This window comes from Flavobacterium sp., from assembly GCF_043780635.1.
Classification (GTDB): domain Bacteria; phylum Bacteroidota; class Bacteroidia; order Flavobacteriales; family Flavobacteriaceae; genus Flavobacterium.
Genome location: NZ_JAYWCK010000149.1, coordinates 1 through 16,763 on the forward strand (window position 1 = coordinate 1; position 16,763 = coordinate 16,763).

12 protein-coding genes are annotated in these 16,763 nt (G+C 34.6%); 1 reads left to right on the top strand and 11 read right to left on the bottom strand.

Annotated features, from left to right (window positions below; translation table 11 throughout):
• Positions 1 to 235: 235 nt before the first annotated feature.
• Positions 236 to 2,584, bottom strand: a complete 2,349-nt coding sequence (locus tag ACH2BV_RS13635; protein ID WP_395051306.1) for a glycoside hydrolase family 2 TIM barrel-domain containing protein — start codon at positions 2,582 to 2,584, stop codon at positions 236 to 238.
• A 12-nt stretch (positions 2,585 to 2,596) separates the two neighbouring features.
• On the bottom strand, positions 2,597 to 3,646 hold the full coding sequence (locus tag ACH2BV_RS13640) for an arabinogalactan endo-beta-1,4-galactanase (RefSeq protein ID WP_395051307.1): 1,050 nt from the start codon (positions 3,644 to 3,646) through the stop codon (positions 2,597 to 2,599).
• Positions 3,647 to 3,870: 224 nt separating this feature from the next.
• Between ACH2BV_RS13640 and ACH2BV_RS13645 the strand changes: the two genes are divergently transcribed.
• Positions 3,871 to 4,869, top strand: a complete 999-nt coding sequence (locus tag ACH2BV_RS13645; RefSeq protein WP_395051308.1) for a GntR family transcriptional regulator — start codon at positions 3,871 to 3,873, stop codon at positions 4,867 to 4,869.
• A 76-nt stretch (positions 4,870 to 4,945) separates the two neighbouring features.
• Here ACH2BV_RS13645 and ACH2BV_RS13650 read toward each other — a convergent pair whose 3' ends face one another.
• From ACH2BV_RS13650 to ACH2BV_RS13690, 9 genes are all read right to left on the bottom strand, one after another.
• Positions 4,946 to 5,083 (bottom strand): hypothetical protein, encoded by a 138-nt coding sequence (locus tag ACH2BV_RS13650; RefSeq protein ID WP_395051309.1) that lies wholly within the window; start codon positions 5,081 to 5,083, stop codon positions 4,946 to 4,948.
• On the bottom strand, positions 5,046 to 5,462 hold the full coding sequence (locus ACH2BV_RS13655) for a phosphoheptose isomerase (protein WP_395051310.1): 417 nt from the start codon (positions 5,460 to 5,462) through the stop codon (positions 5,046 to 5,048). Before ACH2BV_RS13655 ends, ACH2BV_RS13650 begins: the two co-directional genes overlap by 38 nt.
• 42 nt (positions 5,463 to 5,504) lie before the next feature.
• Entirely contained in the window at positions 5,505 to 6,839 is a 1,335-nt protein-coding gene (locus tag ACH2BV_RS13660) for a hypothetical protein (protein WP_395051311.1), read from the bottom strand.
• 53 nt (positions 6,840 to 6,892) lie between these two features.
• Positions 6,893 to 8,521: an alpha-glucosidase gene (locus ACH2BV_RS13665; protein WP_395051312.1), complete on the bottom strand. Its 1,629-nt coding sequence runs from the start codon at positions 8,519 to 8,521 to the stop codon at positions 6,893 to 6,895.
• A gap of 12 nt (positions 8,522 to 8,533) precedes the next feature.
• Positions 8,534 to 10,258, bottom strand: a complete 1,725-nt coding sequence (locus ACH2BV_RS13670) for a hypothetical protein (RefSeq protein ID WP_395051313.1) — start codon at positions 10,256 to 10,258, stop codon at positions 8,534 to 8,536.
• A 28-nt stretch (positions 10,259 to 10,286) separates the two neighbouring features.
• Positions 10,287 to 11,576 carry an MFS transporter gene (locus ACH2BV_RS13675; RefSeq protein ID WP_395051314.1) on the bottom strand — a complete coding sequence of 430 codons (1,290 nt, stop codon included), beginning with the start codon at positions 11,574 to 11,576 and terminating at the stop codon, positions 10,287 to 10,289.
• A complete protein-coding gene (locus tag ACH2BV_RS13680) occupies positions 11,576 to 12,634 on the bottom strand; it encodes a glycoside hydrolase family 130 protein (RefSeq protein ID WP_395051315.1) in 1,059 nt (352 codons plus the stop codon). Before ACH2BV_RS13680 ends, ACH2BV_RS13675 begins: the two co-directional genes overlap by 1 nt.
• A gap of 13 nt (positions 12,635 to 12,647) precedes the next feature.
• On the bottom strand, positions 12,648 to 15,113 hold the full coding sequence (locus tag ACH2BV_RS13685; RefSeq protein WP_395051316.1) for a hypothetical protein: 2,466 nt from the start codon (positions 15,111 to 15,113) through the stop codon (positions 12,648 to 12,650).
• Positions 15,114 to 15,276: 163 nt separating this feature from the next.
• Positions 15,277 to 16,755, bottom strand: a complete 1,479-nt coding sequence (locus ACH2BV_RS13690) for a RagB/SusD family nutrient uptake outer membrane protein (RefSeq protein WP_395051318.1) — start codon at positions 16,753 to 16,755, stop codon at positions 15,277 to 15,279.
• Between the last annotated feature and the right edge of the window lie 8 nt (positions 16,756 to 16,763).

Here is a 16,763-nt window from a genome sequence, read left to right on the forward strand (position 1 = left end):
CAAAAAAGAAATAAGGGTTTGATATAGAAAGTCATAAAAACTTTTTTTTATAAAAATAGGATAATTAGATGAAATTCAGGAGAAAATAAAACAAAAAAATGGTGCTAATTCTAGAGCCATTTTCCTTAAATCTATAAATTTTTCCTTAAATAAATGTCCATTTTTTATTTGCATATCCAGAACATGAATTTAAACTCAAAAAGGTTAAAGCTAAAATGAATAGTGTTTACATTGGTTATTTTTTCAGTGAAGGTTTAATCTCCATACCTCCGTTTTGCAAATTTACCCCAGATGCTGTTATCGTTATTGGTTTCCTAAAATGAGTAGTTTTAAGAATAATAGTCGCTATTCCTGCTTCCGCTTTTACAGGATTATCTCCTATTAATTCGGCATTTCCTTCGGTTAAAGCAAAAGTTACTTCATTAGTTGCTGTCGGAATTATTGTTCCGTCTGCATCCGTGATTTTGGCATAAACAAAAATCATATCGGGAAAATCAGGATTTATTGGCTTGGAGGAAACATCATAAGTCAGGTCTATTTTAGTAGGTTTTTTAGGAGTTTTGACAAAGCTGGAAACTACCTTTTCACCATTGATAAATCCTTCAGCTCGTAAAGTTCCAGAACTAAATTTATCTAAATTAAAAACAAATGGCGGATGCTTTAATTGGTCACTGTTTTGATTTCTAAATGGTTTTTGCTTGGCAACTAAAACATCGTTCAAATACAAAGCCACGGCATCACAATTGCTGTATACGGCCACATTCAAAGGAGACGTTTCCGTCCAATAATTGGCAATTGTCACCATTGGACCAGAAACTAATTTTGCATCTAAAGCCACGTTTGCATCTCGCTGACTTTGATAAAAGGAATAAGCAAATTTTGGAATTCTAAAAATATCACTTATTCCCGAACTCTCTAAATCATTGCTGTATCCTCGATTGTAATCAAACATGACCCAGTTGGCTTCGCCAATTGTCTGCCCTCCTTTTCGATTCGAATTTGACGCTTCCTGAAAATTATAGGCTTGTTGCAACAATCGTTTTTCGCCATTAGCACGCAATTGTCTTGAGGTTCTTTCGTCTTCCTTTAAATTCGAAAATTCTTTTTGATTGAATCCAGCATTTTGTGCATAATATTCCCAATCACCATATTCAGCTATAAAAATTTTCTTGTTTCCTTTATTGTATTTTGTCCAATATTCAGGTGCTTTTGAGTGTTGCCTTGCTGGAATAAACAAATCATAATTTTCATTATCAATCCAACAAGCAGAGTAATTATTTCCAAATGGCAATTCTTCTTTTAAGGTTTTTGCTGCTTCTTTCATAAAACTTTCGCTCATTTGAGTTTCGTTTAGAGAGGCTTCCCAAAAAATGATGCTGGGATGATTCCTATCTCTTCGGGCCATTTCTCGAATATCTTTAAGGGCATTCTTCTGGAAGGTTTCATTGCCAAAAAACTGCCAGCCCGTTAAACTGTTCATTACTAAAATTCCCAATTCATCACAAGCATTCAAGAAAGCTTCGGCGTGGGGATAATGGGACATCCGTATAAAATCGAAACCTGCATTTTTAATTTTTACAGCATCGCGATATTGCGCTTCATCTGAAATGGCATAGCCTAAATAAGGATATTCCTGATGTTCATTTGTTCCTGAAATGTATAATTTTTCGTCATTGAGATAATAACCATCTTCTTTTATTTCGGATTTTCGAATACCTATTTTCTCTGAATAGGCATCAATAATTTTATTGTTTATAATTACTTGGACTTCCAAAGTATATAAATTGGGTTTTATAATCGACCACGATTTTGGATTATTTACCACAATATTTTGCAAAATTACTTTGTCTGAATTGGCATTTATTGCAAAACCTTTTGACTTGAATTCAAGTTTTTCGCCTTCATTATTGGTCAGGATACATTTTATCGAAGCATTTTTTTTGACGGCAAATTCATTTTTTAAATGCACCTGAACTCTTCCTGAAACTTTGTTTTTGTTGATATAGTCAAAATTTACATAAATTCCGCCACTAGCTTTTTTATTCGCTTGAATCGCATTGGTAATGTATAATTTATCGGTTGTAATGAGGTAAACATTTCTGTAAATGCCACCATAATAATTAAAATCCAAATCCTTTAACGGTTTTCCAGGAAGAAACTCCGGATTGTCTTCGTTGTTGACTTTGACTTTAATACTATTCTCTTTATTTGGTTTCACAAAAGGAGTGACATCAATCGTAAAAGGCAAATAACCGCCTTTGTGGTTGCTTACTTTTTGCTCGTTTATCCAGACATCGGCTTCCTGCATTACCCCTTCAAAATAAAGGAAAACTTTCTTGTTTTTTGAATTGGCAATTTTAAACTTTTTTTGATACCAACTCGTTCCTTGAAACTGGTTGTTTACCACCAAAGGTTCAATTTTCGCTGTATGCGGAATCGTAATTTTCTCCCAATTGGAATTTGGTTCTTCTCTTTTAAACTCCCAATCCGAACCAAAATTAACTTTGGTTCTGGATTGCGAATTTATATTTCCAATGGAAAAAAAGAATACTAAAAAAAGTAGGCTTTTAAATTTGAGTTTCATTATTGTCTTAAATTAATTTTTAAAAGCATCAAGTGCCGATGAAGGTTTTCCGTCAGATTGCCAAGCACTTAATTGATAACCACTCCAGCTTTTTTCGCCTTGCGGTTCCCAATAAATAACGCCAAGACCTTTGTTATTTGGAACGGCTTTTACTGCTTTTATGACGGCAACTAACATATCTTTGGTGTTTTGAACCAAGGTATAATCGCCTCCAACTTCAACGACCATTACTTCTTTGCCATATCTTAAAACCATATCTTTTAGATTGTTTTCCAAATCAAGAATCGTGGCTGTGTAATCGCTTTTTATCCAATACGGATAATAGGAAAGGCCAATCACGTCATATTTTACATTATTGGCTTTGGCATTATCAAAAAACCATCTGAATCTTGCATTGTTATTTCCTTGGTCAACGTGAACAATTACTTTGATTGATGGATCAATTGCCTTGGTGGCATCATAACCTTTATTTAATAATTGTGCCAATTGACTAAAATTCGAAGTGCTTCCTTCCGGCCACAATATTCCTACAGGAATCTCGTTGCCAACCTGAACCCATTCTGGAGTTACTCCAGCGGATTTCAATGCTGCCAAAACATCAAAAGTGTGTTTGTACACATCGTTTTGCAACTCTACAAAAGAATGGTTTGCCCAAGCTGCAGGTTTAGTTTGGTGCCCAGGATCAGCCCAAGTATCACTATAATGAAAGTCAATCATGATGCGCATTCCCATTTTTTGAGCACGAACAGCCATTACAACAGTTTCGGCTGGGCTGCAATGCCCACTAGCTTTATCGTTGGATGGATTTACAAAAACACGAAGCCGAATGGTATTCATTCCCCTGTCTTTTAGCAATTGCAAACAATCTTTTTGTGTGCCATCAGCATCATAAAATTTGTATCCTGTGGCTTCCATTTGGGGTAACCAACCCACATCAGCCCCTTTCGCAAAAGAAATAGCGGCTGGATTTATATCAGGAGTTTGTGCTTTACTGCAAGAAGAAAAAATCAATAACAATAAAACTGCTATTGGCAATAACAATTCAATTTTTGTTCTTTTCATAATAGTATTAAATTTAAAATATCTTTGAAACTATAAGCTATCTTTTTTACAAAAATAACCATTCATTCTCATTCTCCTAAATTTCACCAATTGTCAAGCTGATAAAAATGTGATTCTTGTCAAATTATTTTATAGATAGTCCAATAATATCAATTATAAATGTAAAATAATTATCAATAAATAAATACCGGTACCTACCAGTTTTTTGTATATTGCAAAAAAAAATGAAAATTATAAACGTACAAAATAATCAAGGGGTCCCTAAATACAAACAAATCATTTCCTCCATTGAAAAGACTATTGATAAAGGTTATTTAAAAAAGGATGAAAAACTGCCTTCAATAAACAAAGTTTGTCTCGAATTTTCTTTATCCAGAGACACTGTTTTACAAGCTTATGATGAATTAAAAAAAAGAGGCATAATCTATTCTATTCTTGGAAAAGGGTACTATGTAAAAAGTACGGAAGTCAGTATAAAACAGCGTGTATTTTTACTTTTCGAAGAGCTGAATATTTTCAAGGAAGACCTCTACAATTCTATTTTAGAAAACATTGGAAAAGACGTTGAAGTAGATATTTTCTTCCATCATTTTAACCTCAAAGTTTTCCAAAAACTTATAAATGACAGCAATGGTAATTACACAAAATATATTATAATGCCCACAAATTTAATTGGCGCAGCATCAGTGATAAAAACCCTACCGGTTAATGAAGTTTATATTTTGGATCAAACAAATTCGGAACTCAAAAGCTATCCCGCTGTTTATCAAAATCATAAAAAGGACATTTATGAAGCTTTATTAAAAGGAAAATATAAAATAATCAAATATAAAAAGCTGATTTTAATCTTTCCTGGATATAGGGAACCTTTGGGAATGAAAGAAGGCTTTGAAAACTTTTGTAAAGACAATTCTTTCGATTATGAAATTATTACAGAATTTGCAAATAGAGAAATCAAAATAGGAGAAGTTTATATTATACCAAATGATAGGGATTTAGTCCGAGTTATCGAAAAATCAAAAGTTCAAAATTTAAAACTGGGCAAAGATTTCGGAATTATCTCATACAATGAAACTACATTAAAAAAAGTGGTAGAAAACGGAATTACCACAATTTCAACTGATTTTAGAGCGATGGGAAAAATAATGTCCCAAATGATTTTAGGAGGAAAGAAAGAACAAATAGAAAATAAGTGTGCTTTAATTATTCGGAATTCTTTATGATATCTTCTTAATTGACATTACCAAGAATTTTGGACTAATATAAATTAAAAAAAATAAGCTTGTTGATCATATCCATTTATCTCCCAAAATCATCTTGCAATCGAACAATATCATCCTCATCCGAAGGGTTTATAGGATCAGTATGTTGCCAAATTTCAGCAACAATTCCCCAAGAATCAAGGCCAATTAAACGATGACGTTCTCCCTTTTCCAATTGGATAAAAATTTCCGGGAGAAAGCTGTTGAATTTCACCTTCTTGGTCTGTATTGCTGGTTTTTACACCTACAGTTCCTCCTATTACTTTCCATATTTCAGCTCTGCGGTGGTGAAATTGCCATGACAATCTCTTGTTCGGAACAACGACCAAAATTTTTGGACTCAATTTGTTAGTAATCTGAATCTGGGACATTTCAAGTTGAGGAAAAAATTTGGAGGCAAAAGCATTGGCCTGACTTTCATCAATTACAAAAAAACCTCCCCAAGGACGGGTTGTATCTTGTTTGATGACAGTAAAATTTTCTTTTTTTAATGCTTCGGCTATTTGTTCGAAAACAGCAATTTTTTCTAAATTAGTAGGGATGTTAAAATGCATTTATAGTATTTTAGAGATTAAAAATTAGTTGGCAAATTGTAATTAATTATATTTTTTTACTTCCAATAAAACATCAGGATATTTTTCGGCCAATTGAAATGCCCAAAGTGCTTCAATAGTGGATTCAGCTCCGGAGTTTTTATTTACATTAGTACTTGAAGAAATACCATCAAAACAAACACCATTTGATTTATCATAAATTTTCAGTTTTGCAGGATTATTTCCAACATACCAAGTCAGAATTTGCGCCGCCTGAGTTAGATATTTCGCATCATTATTAATTTTATACAATTCGATAGTTGCCCATATCATTGGACGAATGCCATATGAAATCTGAGCAAAACTGGATTTTTTTACTAACAAAATAGTACTGCCCGTTTTTTGGATTTCGAATGATTCCAGAAATCCTTCTTTTATAAGATAAGGATAAAAATTATCCACTTCTTTCTGAGCAGCTGCAATCCAATTTTGTTTATTTAATGCCTTTCCAACCTTTAATAAAGCGAATGCCTGATCGCTTCCGTAAGCGTGCCAGGTACTTTCATAACTCAAAAAAGCGTTGTAAGGAAAGAGTGTGTCGCTTCCTTGTTGCATCAATAGAATTCCATCGGCAAGTTTATTTATAATTGCCAATACTTCTGCATCTGGATTTTGCTGATATACATTGTATAATCCAAGCATCATAACGGCTGCCTGATCAGTTCCTGAATTGGCAGGCAACCATTTTGGGACAGTTAATCCATTAACTATTGTGGTATCATTTGGTAAACCACCAAAGTCTCTTTTAATATTTGCTACTATTTTTTGGATAGAAGTTTGAATTCTTCCGGCTAAAACGGCATCATTAGTTTTATAAAATGTATAGGCTTCTGATAAATGCCAGAGTGCTCTCCAAGACCACCAATCAGGTCCTGCTATACTTGTAGTATAAGTCTTGTTTATGGAAAAATTATCCTGCAGGAAATTATAAAAATATCCATTGTCAGCCTGCATTTGAAGGACAAATTCTGTGAGTTTCAAAAGTCGATCTTGCTTTTCTTTGTTTGTTGCAATATCAGTTTCATTGAGATAAAAAAGGGCAGCTCTCGACACATCATCTACACAAGTAAATCCCTCTCCTTGTGCCGTAACTACATGATATAAAGGATAATCCGCATAAACCCCAACAGTGCCAACTTCTACCCCATTTTGCATTTTAACGGTCGCATAAAGTGCTTTTAAATGGCTGTCATTGGTCCAAGTTAATGAAGTAACTGGAGGTGTTGGAGTTACAGGAGGTGTTGGAGTTATAACAGGTATTGAAGCATCTGGAGAAGTACAAGAAACTAGTAGATACAGAAGTAGCAGAAAGAGATTTTTTGAAAATATATTTTTCATAGTTTATTTTAAAAGCTATTACACATAGCGTTTATAGTTGAATTTGTATAATTTTAGTTTTTGTAAATAATAAAACTATTTGCTATAAGTTTTGTGTTTCCCATTAGTATTTTAGTTCCGACAGGAAGTTGTACTTCCTTTTCTTTACCAAAGTTGATTATCACCGTGATGGTATCGCCTTCAAAAGAGCGTATAAATGAAATTTGCTTTTCTTGATATTGAAGCTTGTCATAGCTACCATATTGCAAAGCCTTTTCTTTATTTCTAAGTACAATTAATTCTTTGTATGTATTCAGAATAGAATTTTTTTGCTGCTCTAAAACCTGAACATTGACTTCCTTATAATCCGGATTAATTTTTATCCAGGATTTCCCAGTTGAAAATCCCGCGAAAGCATTGCTGTTCCATTGCATTGGACTGCGCGATTTATCCCTATTGTGTTTGTTGCCTTCCAGAAGTGCTTCCTCAGCGTTTTTACCTTTATCCAATGCCAATTGGTAATGCGTTTTTCCTTGAATATCGACCATTTCTCCAATGTTTTGAGCGATGATATTGTGCATTCCAATTTCTTCGCCGTAATAAATAAAAGGGACCCCTTTTGCAGTAAGAATCAAAGCTGCTAATGCCACCGCTTTCTCAGGATTACCATCGGCGAGTCGGTCAATCATTCGAGGCATATCATGGCTTCCAAAAAACAAGGTGGGATAGTTGTTCATGTTTTTTTCCATACTTTCAAGTTCATTAAAAATACGTTGTCCTGAGAATTTGTCAATGCTCCCAAAATTGAAATTAAAAACAACATCCAGTAAATCTGGGGATTGGTATTGTTTCAGAACTTCTATTTTATCACTTCCAATTTCTCCCACTACAAACCGATTATCGTATTCATTTACGACCGATTTAATCTTTTTCATAGCGGCAGAAACACCGGATTGGTTGATATCATTAAGATGTTCCTGAACGCCATCTTTCATTGGATTATCAGTTGCAATGCCATCTGTTGTCAAAAAATTAATGACATCCAGCCGAAATCCATCGACTCCACAATCCAGCCAAAACCGCAATACCTTTTGAACCTCATCAACCACTTTAGGATTAGACCAGTTGAGATCTGCCATCCTCTTATCAAACTTATGATAGTAATATTGATTCGTTAAAGGGTCTTTTTGCCAAGCGGTTCCCCCGAAAAAAGATTCCCAATTATTGGGCTTATCTTTCCAGATATAATAATCACGATACGGATTATCAACTGATTTTTTTGATTCCTGAAACCATTTACAATCTGTAGAAGTATGATTTAGCACCATATCCATAATTACTTTGATGCCTCTTTTATGGGATTCTTTCAAAAAAATATCAAAATCTATTTTGGTACCATAAGTGGGATCAATTTCATAATAATTGGCAATATCATAACCGTTATCCACCTTTGGAGAGGTAAGAAAAGGCGTAAGCCAGATTCCTTTGACTCCTATACCTTGTAAATAATCCAACTTTTGGGTCATCCCTTTAAAATCGCCATATCCATCTCCATTACTATCAGCATAACTGGGCATATAGATTTGGTAAAACACAGATTCTTTCCACCATTTTTTTGCAACTGCTTTATTTTGAGCTTGTACTGAGTTACCATTAAACATACAAAATGTAATTAATGTCAGGATTACAAGTTTAGAGTTCATAAGACAATTCTTTTATTTTTTTTGCTTCACCATATAATCTACAACAATACCATTTACAAGCATTTTGCTTGCTGAATAGCTTATTTTACCATCAGCAGGAACAATAACAATTATTGCGGCATTCACCGGCGAAAGTTTTATTTGAAAAGCAGATGTTACATTTTTGGCTACAAATCTTCCGGAAACTGTATTGTACAAATTCACTTTTTTCCCTTTTCCAATATTTAATGAAACAGTTTTATTTGAAGTGTACGGATTATAATATAGAAAGGTTGGATACGCTTTATCGTGAAAAAAATCGGTTGCCAATAAATTCAATTTCAGAATACCGGAAACATTTGTAGTCTCAATGATACTGCCAAATATACCCACATGGCCACTTCCATAAACACTAAATTGCGACTCTTTTGGATTTTTTCCAGGAACCCAAAGTGGTCCGTCACCTTGTGCCACAGGACCTTTTAAATTTTCATGCTCTTTATAACTCGATTGGCGAATCATCCCTTCATAACCTATAACTCCTTTCGTTACTTCGGCTAGTTCAGGATTTGTCTCATGATCGTCAGGCATATATTGCGGATAAAAAAAGCGAGAAGCATTGGCGGCATTCAACATCCATTTTCCAATAGCAGTTGCATACGATTGATTGTATCGAACCATGGGCACCAAGGATAAAGCATGGTCGTACGTATTCATTAAAAAACCGTATCCACCATGGTCTACAGTGCTGCCGCTAATACCTGAAATGTCGATTCCATTCCAGTTCCCAACCAAAATTCCCCAACCATCTCGGCAAATTGCAGTACCGTCAAAAGTCCAGCCAAGTAATTTGTTGACATCGAAATGCGTGCCTTCCTCAGCGTTCATTCTTGCTGCGACAGAAGCTCCAAATGGAATTAATATCTCGTAAGTTGGATTTATTTTATTGGATTCTAAAGCCGTTAAAGCAGAAATCGCACCTTTTAAATATTTTTTATCTCCAAATTTTTTATAAGCGGAATATAAAACCCAAGCATGTCCTGCTGCAGCATCTGGCTGTGCACAGATATTGTTTTTCATGGGTTTCATTTTTCCATAATCAAAATAAGAATAGTCGTAATTCCCATTCAATATTAAATCGGCATTGTAAAATTTATCAGCGATGCTTCGTGCAATTTCTTCAAAACCTGGTTCATTTGGATATTTAGCATATACAGCATAAAACAAGAGATTCGGATACACATCATACCACCAGTCACGACCATAACCACCACCCAATAAAGCGACTTCAGGACACGTATTATTCATCATAATATTCCAACCAATTTCTGAATTGTAATAGTTTTTTAGCATTGCAACATAATCAAGGTTTTGCTGCTTGCTTTTATCAATTCCAACCAAACTAGCTCCCAATGTAGCTCCCATTGTGGCCAAAGCTTCGTGAAACATTCCTTTGTTATTTGTTCCTTGTCGGACGTCACCAACCGCCGTGTATAACCCTACAACATTTTGAGGAAAATTCTTTTTAGTGCTATCAATCCATACCATAGGCCAAAACTTACCCTTGGCATTAAAATCATAAACCGTACTGTCAAAACTCACAGCCAGTTTTTTATAATCGATGATTTGTAACGGTTGCGGCAAGTTTGGCATTTGATCCACGCGAGCTATCTTTTGTTGTTTGACTTGGGCATTTCCGTTTAACCCGAAAAGGATAAAAAATAGACCAGCAAAAGTGAGTTTTAAAATAGTTTTCATTTCTTGTATAATTTAATTGTAGCTGTATTTAGACCAATTTCTCGGCAACTTCACTCATTACCTTACTATCAATTACCAGTTCTTCTGGTGAAAGCAAATTCCCTTCGGCAATAATTTTTTTGCTTATATAAATAGAACATAATTGCAATAAAGCAATAATTCCAATGGCATAACGCAAGGCAAAATCTTCGGATATGGTATAATATAAAACCAAAAATGTTCCGGCTCCAAAAAGACGTCCAACATACAAACCCGCTTCATGGTTCAAAATATAAGTGAATTCACCTCTTTTTTCAATATGAGAAACAATATCAATAACTTTTAATTGAATAGGAAAATAGGCCAAATCCATCAACGGTTTTGCAATAAGCAATAATAACAGAAATACAATTACCCCGATTTTATTATAAAGCAAGCCGTTTAAACAAGCACCCAAAGCAAACAATACTAATCCAGCTGTAAATATTTTTATTCTATCCGAAGGTTTGGAAAATCGACCTAACAAATAGATAATAATTGCAGCCAGAACAGCACCTATAGACTGCGCCTTTCCTAAAGCACCTTCTTCTCCCAATAATTTAAAAATTAACATTGCCGGAGCTGTTACGAGAAATCCTTGTGCTAGTCCTTTGAAGGTTGCTAAAGATAACAACTTGTACCATAAAGAGTGGAACTTAAAAAAGATATATTTTTTTTGAGTTGGATTATCAAAGTTCCCTCTAAAACAGACAATCGAAGCCGTAATAGTAATTAAAAAAACAATTCCAGTAATCGTTAAATAAGCAGCGTGTTTTTCGGCTTCTCCTGTTTTGGATTGAATAAACCAACCAATAGTTGCTGGTATAGCTATTGCAATAATGGTATAAATGAAAGTCTCTAATCCATAGTAATAGTTTCTGTTTTTATCATTGGTAATGGCAAGTGCAAGATAATCTCTATTAGACCAATACAGTCCAAAAGAAAGACCCATGGTCATTCCTGCTATTCCTATTCCTGTTAAATCCAACGTTTTTAAAGACATCATGATAATCATGGAAACTCCACTCAGCATCATACCTGCCGAGTATAGTTTTCGGATATTAAAATGTTTTAACAGAAAACCATTTAGCAAGAAAGTAAGCGGTATTCCGGAATAAATTGCCAATTGATAAATAACCACTTTTGAAGTGTCGCTAGAGTTTCGCATAATATAAGCTGCCACAAAAATATCTATTACTGGTAAAACCAGCGCATAAACCATATTGGTTAAAATTAGAATTTGAAAATTATGTGACTGGCTTTTAAAGTGGCCAATTTCGGTTCTTATTTTCTTTAGCATTAGTTAAATTTTAAAAGTGAATAAATTGCTGCAATTGAAAACTCAGCACCACAAACAAACTCATCGGAAGCACCATAATAAATAGTAATGGTATCTCCATCAGGCTCCACAACGTGCCCATTGGTAAACACCACATTCCCGAAAAATCCACTCAATTCATAACTTGTAGATGGAACCATTATAGGTTCTTCGGTTCTGGCAATTACTTTAGAAGGATCTTTCAAATCCATTAAAAAAGCTCCCAAACAATATTGATGTTCGGCATTGGCACCATGATAAATGGATAGCCAGCCTTTTTCGGTTTTTATTGGAGAAGCACCGGCACCAACTCTTGCTGCATCCCAAAGTCCTTTTCTGGTTTTAATGATGCATTTGTGATTTCCCCAATGTAATCCATCAGGTGATGAAGCAATCCAGATAAAATTTCCTCCAATTTCGACACTACTCGGACGGTGCAAAGCATAATACAATCCGTTAATTTTTTCTTCGAAAATAGCGCAATCTTTATTGTGTGGTGGCAAAATCATACCGTGCGATTGAAAATTTTTCCAATCTGGCGTGGTGCGTAAACCAACGCCAACACCATTGTCCGATACTGCCGTAAAGGTTAGATGATAAATTCCATTTATCAAAGAGACACGGCAATCTTCGATGCCAAAAGTCTCCAGCATTCCCTCACCAACCAAAGGTGGATAATTTTCAGGCTCATAAAAATGATGACCATCTTCACTACATAATACTCGCAAATGAGATAATGTAGTTAAATAATCGACTCCTTTATAATTAATTATCCTTGCATCGCTTGCGTCTAACTGAGGATCATCTTTTGGAATTTCGATAATTTCTATAGCTCCAGTTTCTGTTAGAATTGGAAAAGAAATAACAGTATCATTCTGTTTTGGCCTTTCGGCAACTCGCATTAATAACCACGTTTTGCCTTCGAATTGAAATACACCAGGATTAAGCAAACAGGTGATTTCAAGACCTTCTCTACTTGGTGGTAAATCAGTTGGTGATAATAATGGATTTTCTGCAAACCGTTTTGCTATATCTTTCATTAGATTCTATTTTTTAATTTTTTAATTTAATATAGTCTGGATCCATTTCTGGAGAACGTAAACCGGCAACTTCATCGGCCATAAGGATGAATACATTCCAGCATAAACCTCGTGTTGATGGCCACCAAGAATCGGTTGTGGTCCATTTTGTGGGAATAAATTCTTTGCTGTAAGGCCATTTTGGATTGAGGTTAATTTCGGCCCAAGCCCTGTTTTCCATTAGTTTTTTAGCCTTTTCCCATCCGTGTTTTTGTCCAACTACATACGCACAATATTCGGCTCGAAACCAACTGCCTCCGTTGTAGTAAACTCCATCTTGGGAACCGTCTGCATAATTGGATTTTCCAAATTCGCCGAAAGGCTGATAATCCGCGCTCAAATAAGCATACCCTTTTTCGGTATTAGTCAATCGGATGCAAATAGGCGCTGTCGTCCCATATTCTGGATGTGGAGAATTAGATACTTTATTAAGAACTGGCATTTGATTTAAATGATTCACAACCATTTCATCGGTCAGAATGGGTTTATTAAACAACCATAACGAGAAAAATTCTGGTTCTAAATCCGTCAGCGTAATGATGTCTGGGAATTCCTTGTCAAACAAAAGATGCTTTCTTTTTACATCATAAAAATTCCGATATTCTTGTTCTGCTTTGTCAATATAAGCTTCTGAAATATCAAAACCCAATTCCTTGATTGTTCTCAAAGCGATAACCAACATACCTTGATTTACGGCAAGTCGATCGGTTTTTGGATTATAATCAATTATGTCAACTTGGCTCATACTAAAGTGGGATTTACAAATTCCATCTTTATCTTCGTCAAATTCATTCAATACAAAGTCAACCGCTTTTTTTATTTTATCTTCAGGTAATTTTACTCCAAAACGGCGTTTATTCATCATTGCCCATATCAAAAATTCAATAGTTGCCTCATTGTCTTTGACTTCTACAGAACCCATATAAGGGGTAATAATGGTTCCAATTGCTCCTTTTGAGTTTTGGGTTTGAGCCCATTTATCCCAAATCGAAAGGTTTAATTCCTTGTTGTAACTGGAAACAATGGAGAAAAAAGAATCCCGATTGTACATATCCGGTGAATAGTTCATATTCGGAACATTGAACGGCGAAAAATCATTTACATCCGTAATCCAGGTCAGCATATTGAAATTGGAATACAGCATTTTTTCTATATCCGAACCCTGAAATCCTTTTCCTTCGGCCAACCTCAATTGGGAAGAAACCACAAAATCGTGATGATTTTTCCAAGGTTCAACAAACACATAAGTTGTTTTGGTTACTTTTTGCCCGATATTTATTCTGTTATAAGGTTCCTTTTGGGGTTGATGCTCCGCAATTTTCAAATCTTTTACTTGTAGAATGCAATCTTTACCAGATTGAGCTCCAATAAATAGTGATACACTGTCATTTTCAATATAAGGAACCATAACACTTCCTTTAAAAAGTATCCATTCGTTTTCCTTCACAGGAAAATTGTCAATGTATTTTACACCATTTTCAAGTTCAATTGTTTTCTTTCCGTTTTTAATCCTAAAAAGTTTAACCGCTACTGGAGCAGTTCCTTTGGAAACAAATGAAATAGTATATATTTTTTGATTTTTAAACGGTATTATCATTTCCATTCCGGAACGATTATTTTCATTGAATTTAAGTTGATAGAGACTGTCCTCTTTTTCAATTTGAACATCGCCTAGTTTTTGAAACTTCGAATCAATTTTTAATTTTGACTCAGTTCCTGCATCCAAATTATACATTTCACCAAATGTCTGTTTGATATAATTTTGATTGTTTTTTCTTTCTTCCAATGTCGCTATCGAAACCAAAGCAGGATCTGGGAGCTTTCTCATTCCCACGAAACCTCCACCGTGCCCGTTAAAACGTCTTCGGGTAGTTCGGGTGTAATGATTTTTATAACCTGCATCCATTAAAAAACCAACCACTTGGTTGTCTGGCGTTACAAATCCGGCCGAAGGAAACATTTCGTGTGCAAAACCTCCGGGAAAATTATCATATTCAAAAGTTACATATTTTGAAGGTATTTGAGCTGGTTTAGCTGTTTCTTCAATGGTATAGTACAATGATGGCATACCAGATTGAGTTAAATCAATGCTCTTTTTGACAACATTTTTATTTATTACTTGATAGGTGACCGTAATGGATACATTCAAATCGAATTCTGACACATAAGTATGTCTTGTTAAACTGATGTTATTTCCTTTCCCAGTCCATTTTGCACCTTTCCATGCAGTAATAGCAGCAGTTTCACTCAAGTCTGAATTTGCCATTCGAAGCGAAAACTCTTCGGTGTTTTTTACTAACAATTTGCTTCCGTTATAAATTTCTACAGTATAGCCATGTGCGTCATCTCCAACTACCTTTAAATTAATATCCTGACTCCAAGCAGCTGTTCCAAATAAACAGAAGAAAAAAAGAAGAATAGTAATAGTTATTTTATTCATGGTGTATGAGCTTTTGATTTTTTAATATTGGATAATATTGATTCCCTAATAACGAATAAGGAATTCTTTTCTGAATTTGTTTAAAAAAAAAAGAGAAGCAGCAATTTTTTTTTTAACTGCTACTTCTCAAGGATACCAACTAATTCATAACCAAACTTATTTTCTAATATCCTGGATTTTGGGTTAAAAGTCCCGCAGAAGAATTAATTTCTGATTGCGGAATTGGATACAACATATGTTTATCCAGAAATACTTTACCCTTTGCTGTCATTACTGTTTTTGCAATTCCCCATCTTTTCAAATCGGCCATTCTTTGATTTTCAAAACCAAGTTCAGCTCTTCTTTCAGAAATCAACCAACCTTTAATAGTAGCTTTATCAGTAGAAGCTGGTCTGTCTGGCAAAGTTCCTGCAGGTGCATAGGTTCCGTTTACAGTAATTGTGTTTCTCGCTCTTGTTCTAATTTTATTGATATAGGTAACTGCTCCCGAATAATCAGCCTTCTCATTAAGTGCTTCCGCTTTCCAAAGCAGGACATCGGCCATACGGATATACACTTTATTGCTTGGAGAATCGTCAAATCCTTTGTTAGTGCCATCAATACTTCCGAATATCTTATTTACCCTTTGATCTACTGTATTTACAGTATAGTCTTTTCTAGGATCGTTAGGTTCAAATGAATTCATGAAATCAGTGGTTGGAGCAAAAAATCCCCATCCGGCAATTGCACAATGACCATTTCCTCTTGGAGGAACAACATTACTTTGATGATCAAAAGAAAAAATAACTTCATTATCTGAATATTCCGTTTGAGTACTAAAATTATCAAAATAATTATTATTCAAACTATAAGTGCTTTCTAATTCTGTAACCAATGTAATTACGGTTGTCCAGTCATTATTATACAATGCAATTTTTGCCAAAAGGGCTGTTACAGCACCTTTAGAAGCTCTCCATTTTTCAGTATCAGAACTGTATTTTGAATTTGGCAAAAGCAATTTTGCTTTCTCTAAATCGGTTTTAATTTGGCTCCATACAGCTTCTTTAGGTGATCTTACGGCTAAATCAAAAGCATCTTGATATGTTTTTACCGGAGCTAAAATTAAAGGTACATCTCCAAAATTAGTTACTAATGAGAAATAATAAAATGATCGCAAAAAATAAGCTTCTCCCAATAACTGGTTTTTTCTGGTGGTAGAAATTCCAGTAATAGTTTCAATTTCTGGATTCAAAAGAAAAGCTAAAGCAGTATTTGTTCTTTTTATTCCTTCATAATTGTATTTCCATATACCATTAGCTCCTCCATTAGTCGAAGTAAAAGTATAATTGTCCACCTCGTCCATCCAAGCTTGGTCGGAATCAGAAATCCATTTTTTTTGCATATCATCTGATGCAATGTCTTGCATGATTATATCATTATTAGATACAAGTCCATCGTCCCAATTCCATTGTCCCATTATGTTCAATGAGTTAGATAACATTAAATAAGAAGAACTAACAGAATTCTCTACCGCAGTGATAGTTGGTGTTGCATTTATTTGGTCTGAAGTTACTAAACCCACAGGCTCTATTTGTAATTGATTTTCGCAACTTGTAAACGCTACAAGCGAAATTAGGAGGGTTGTTATATATATATTTTTCATAATAGATT

Coding starts and splice junctions, on each gene's coding strand:
- ACH2BV_RS13635 (WP_395051306.1), bottom strand. CDS start 2,584: ATGAAACTCAAATTTAAAAGCCTACTTTTTTTAGTATTCTTTTTTTCC.
- ACH2BV_RS13640 (WP_395051307.1), bottom strand. CDS start 3,646: ATGAAAAGAACAAAAATTGAATTGTTATTGCCAATAGCAGTTTTATTG.
- ACH2BV_RS13645 (WP_395051308.1), top strand. CDS start 3,871: ATGAAAATTATAAACGTACAAAATAATCAAGGGGTCCCTAAATACAAA.
- ACH2BV_RS13655 (WP_395051310.1), bottom strand. CDS start 5,462: ATGCATTTTAACATCCCTACTAATTTAGAAAAAATTGCTGTTTTCGAA.
- ACH2BV_RS13660 (WP_395051311.1), bottom strand. CDS start 6,839: ATGAAAAATATATTTTCAAAAAATCTCTTTCTGCTACTTCTGTATCTA.
- ACH2BV_RS13665 (WP_395051312.1), bottom strand. CDS start 8,521: ATGAACTCTAAACTTGTAATCCTGACATTAATTACATTTTGTATGTTT.
- ACH2BV_RS13670 (WP_395051313.1), bottom strand. CDS start 10,258: ATGAAAACTATTTTAAAACTCACTTTTGCTGGTCTATTTTTTATCCTT.
- ACH2BV_RS13675 (WP_395051314.1), bottom strand. CDS start 11,576: ATGCTAAAGAAAATAAGAACCGAAATTGGCCACTTTAAAAGCCAGTCA.
- ACH2BV_RS13680 (WP_395051315.1), bottom strand. CDS start 12,634: ATGAAAGATATAGCAAAACGGTTTGCAGAAAATCCATTATTATCACCA.
- ACH2BV_RS13685 (WP_395051316.1), bottom strand. CDS start 15,113: ATGAATAAAATAACTATTACTATTCTTCTTTTTTTCTTCTGTTTATTT.
- ACH2BV_RS13690 (WP_395051318.1), bottom strand. CDS start 16,755: ATGAAAAATATATATATAACAACCCTCCTAATTTCGCTTGTAGCGTTT.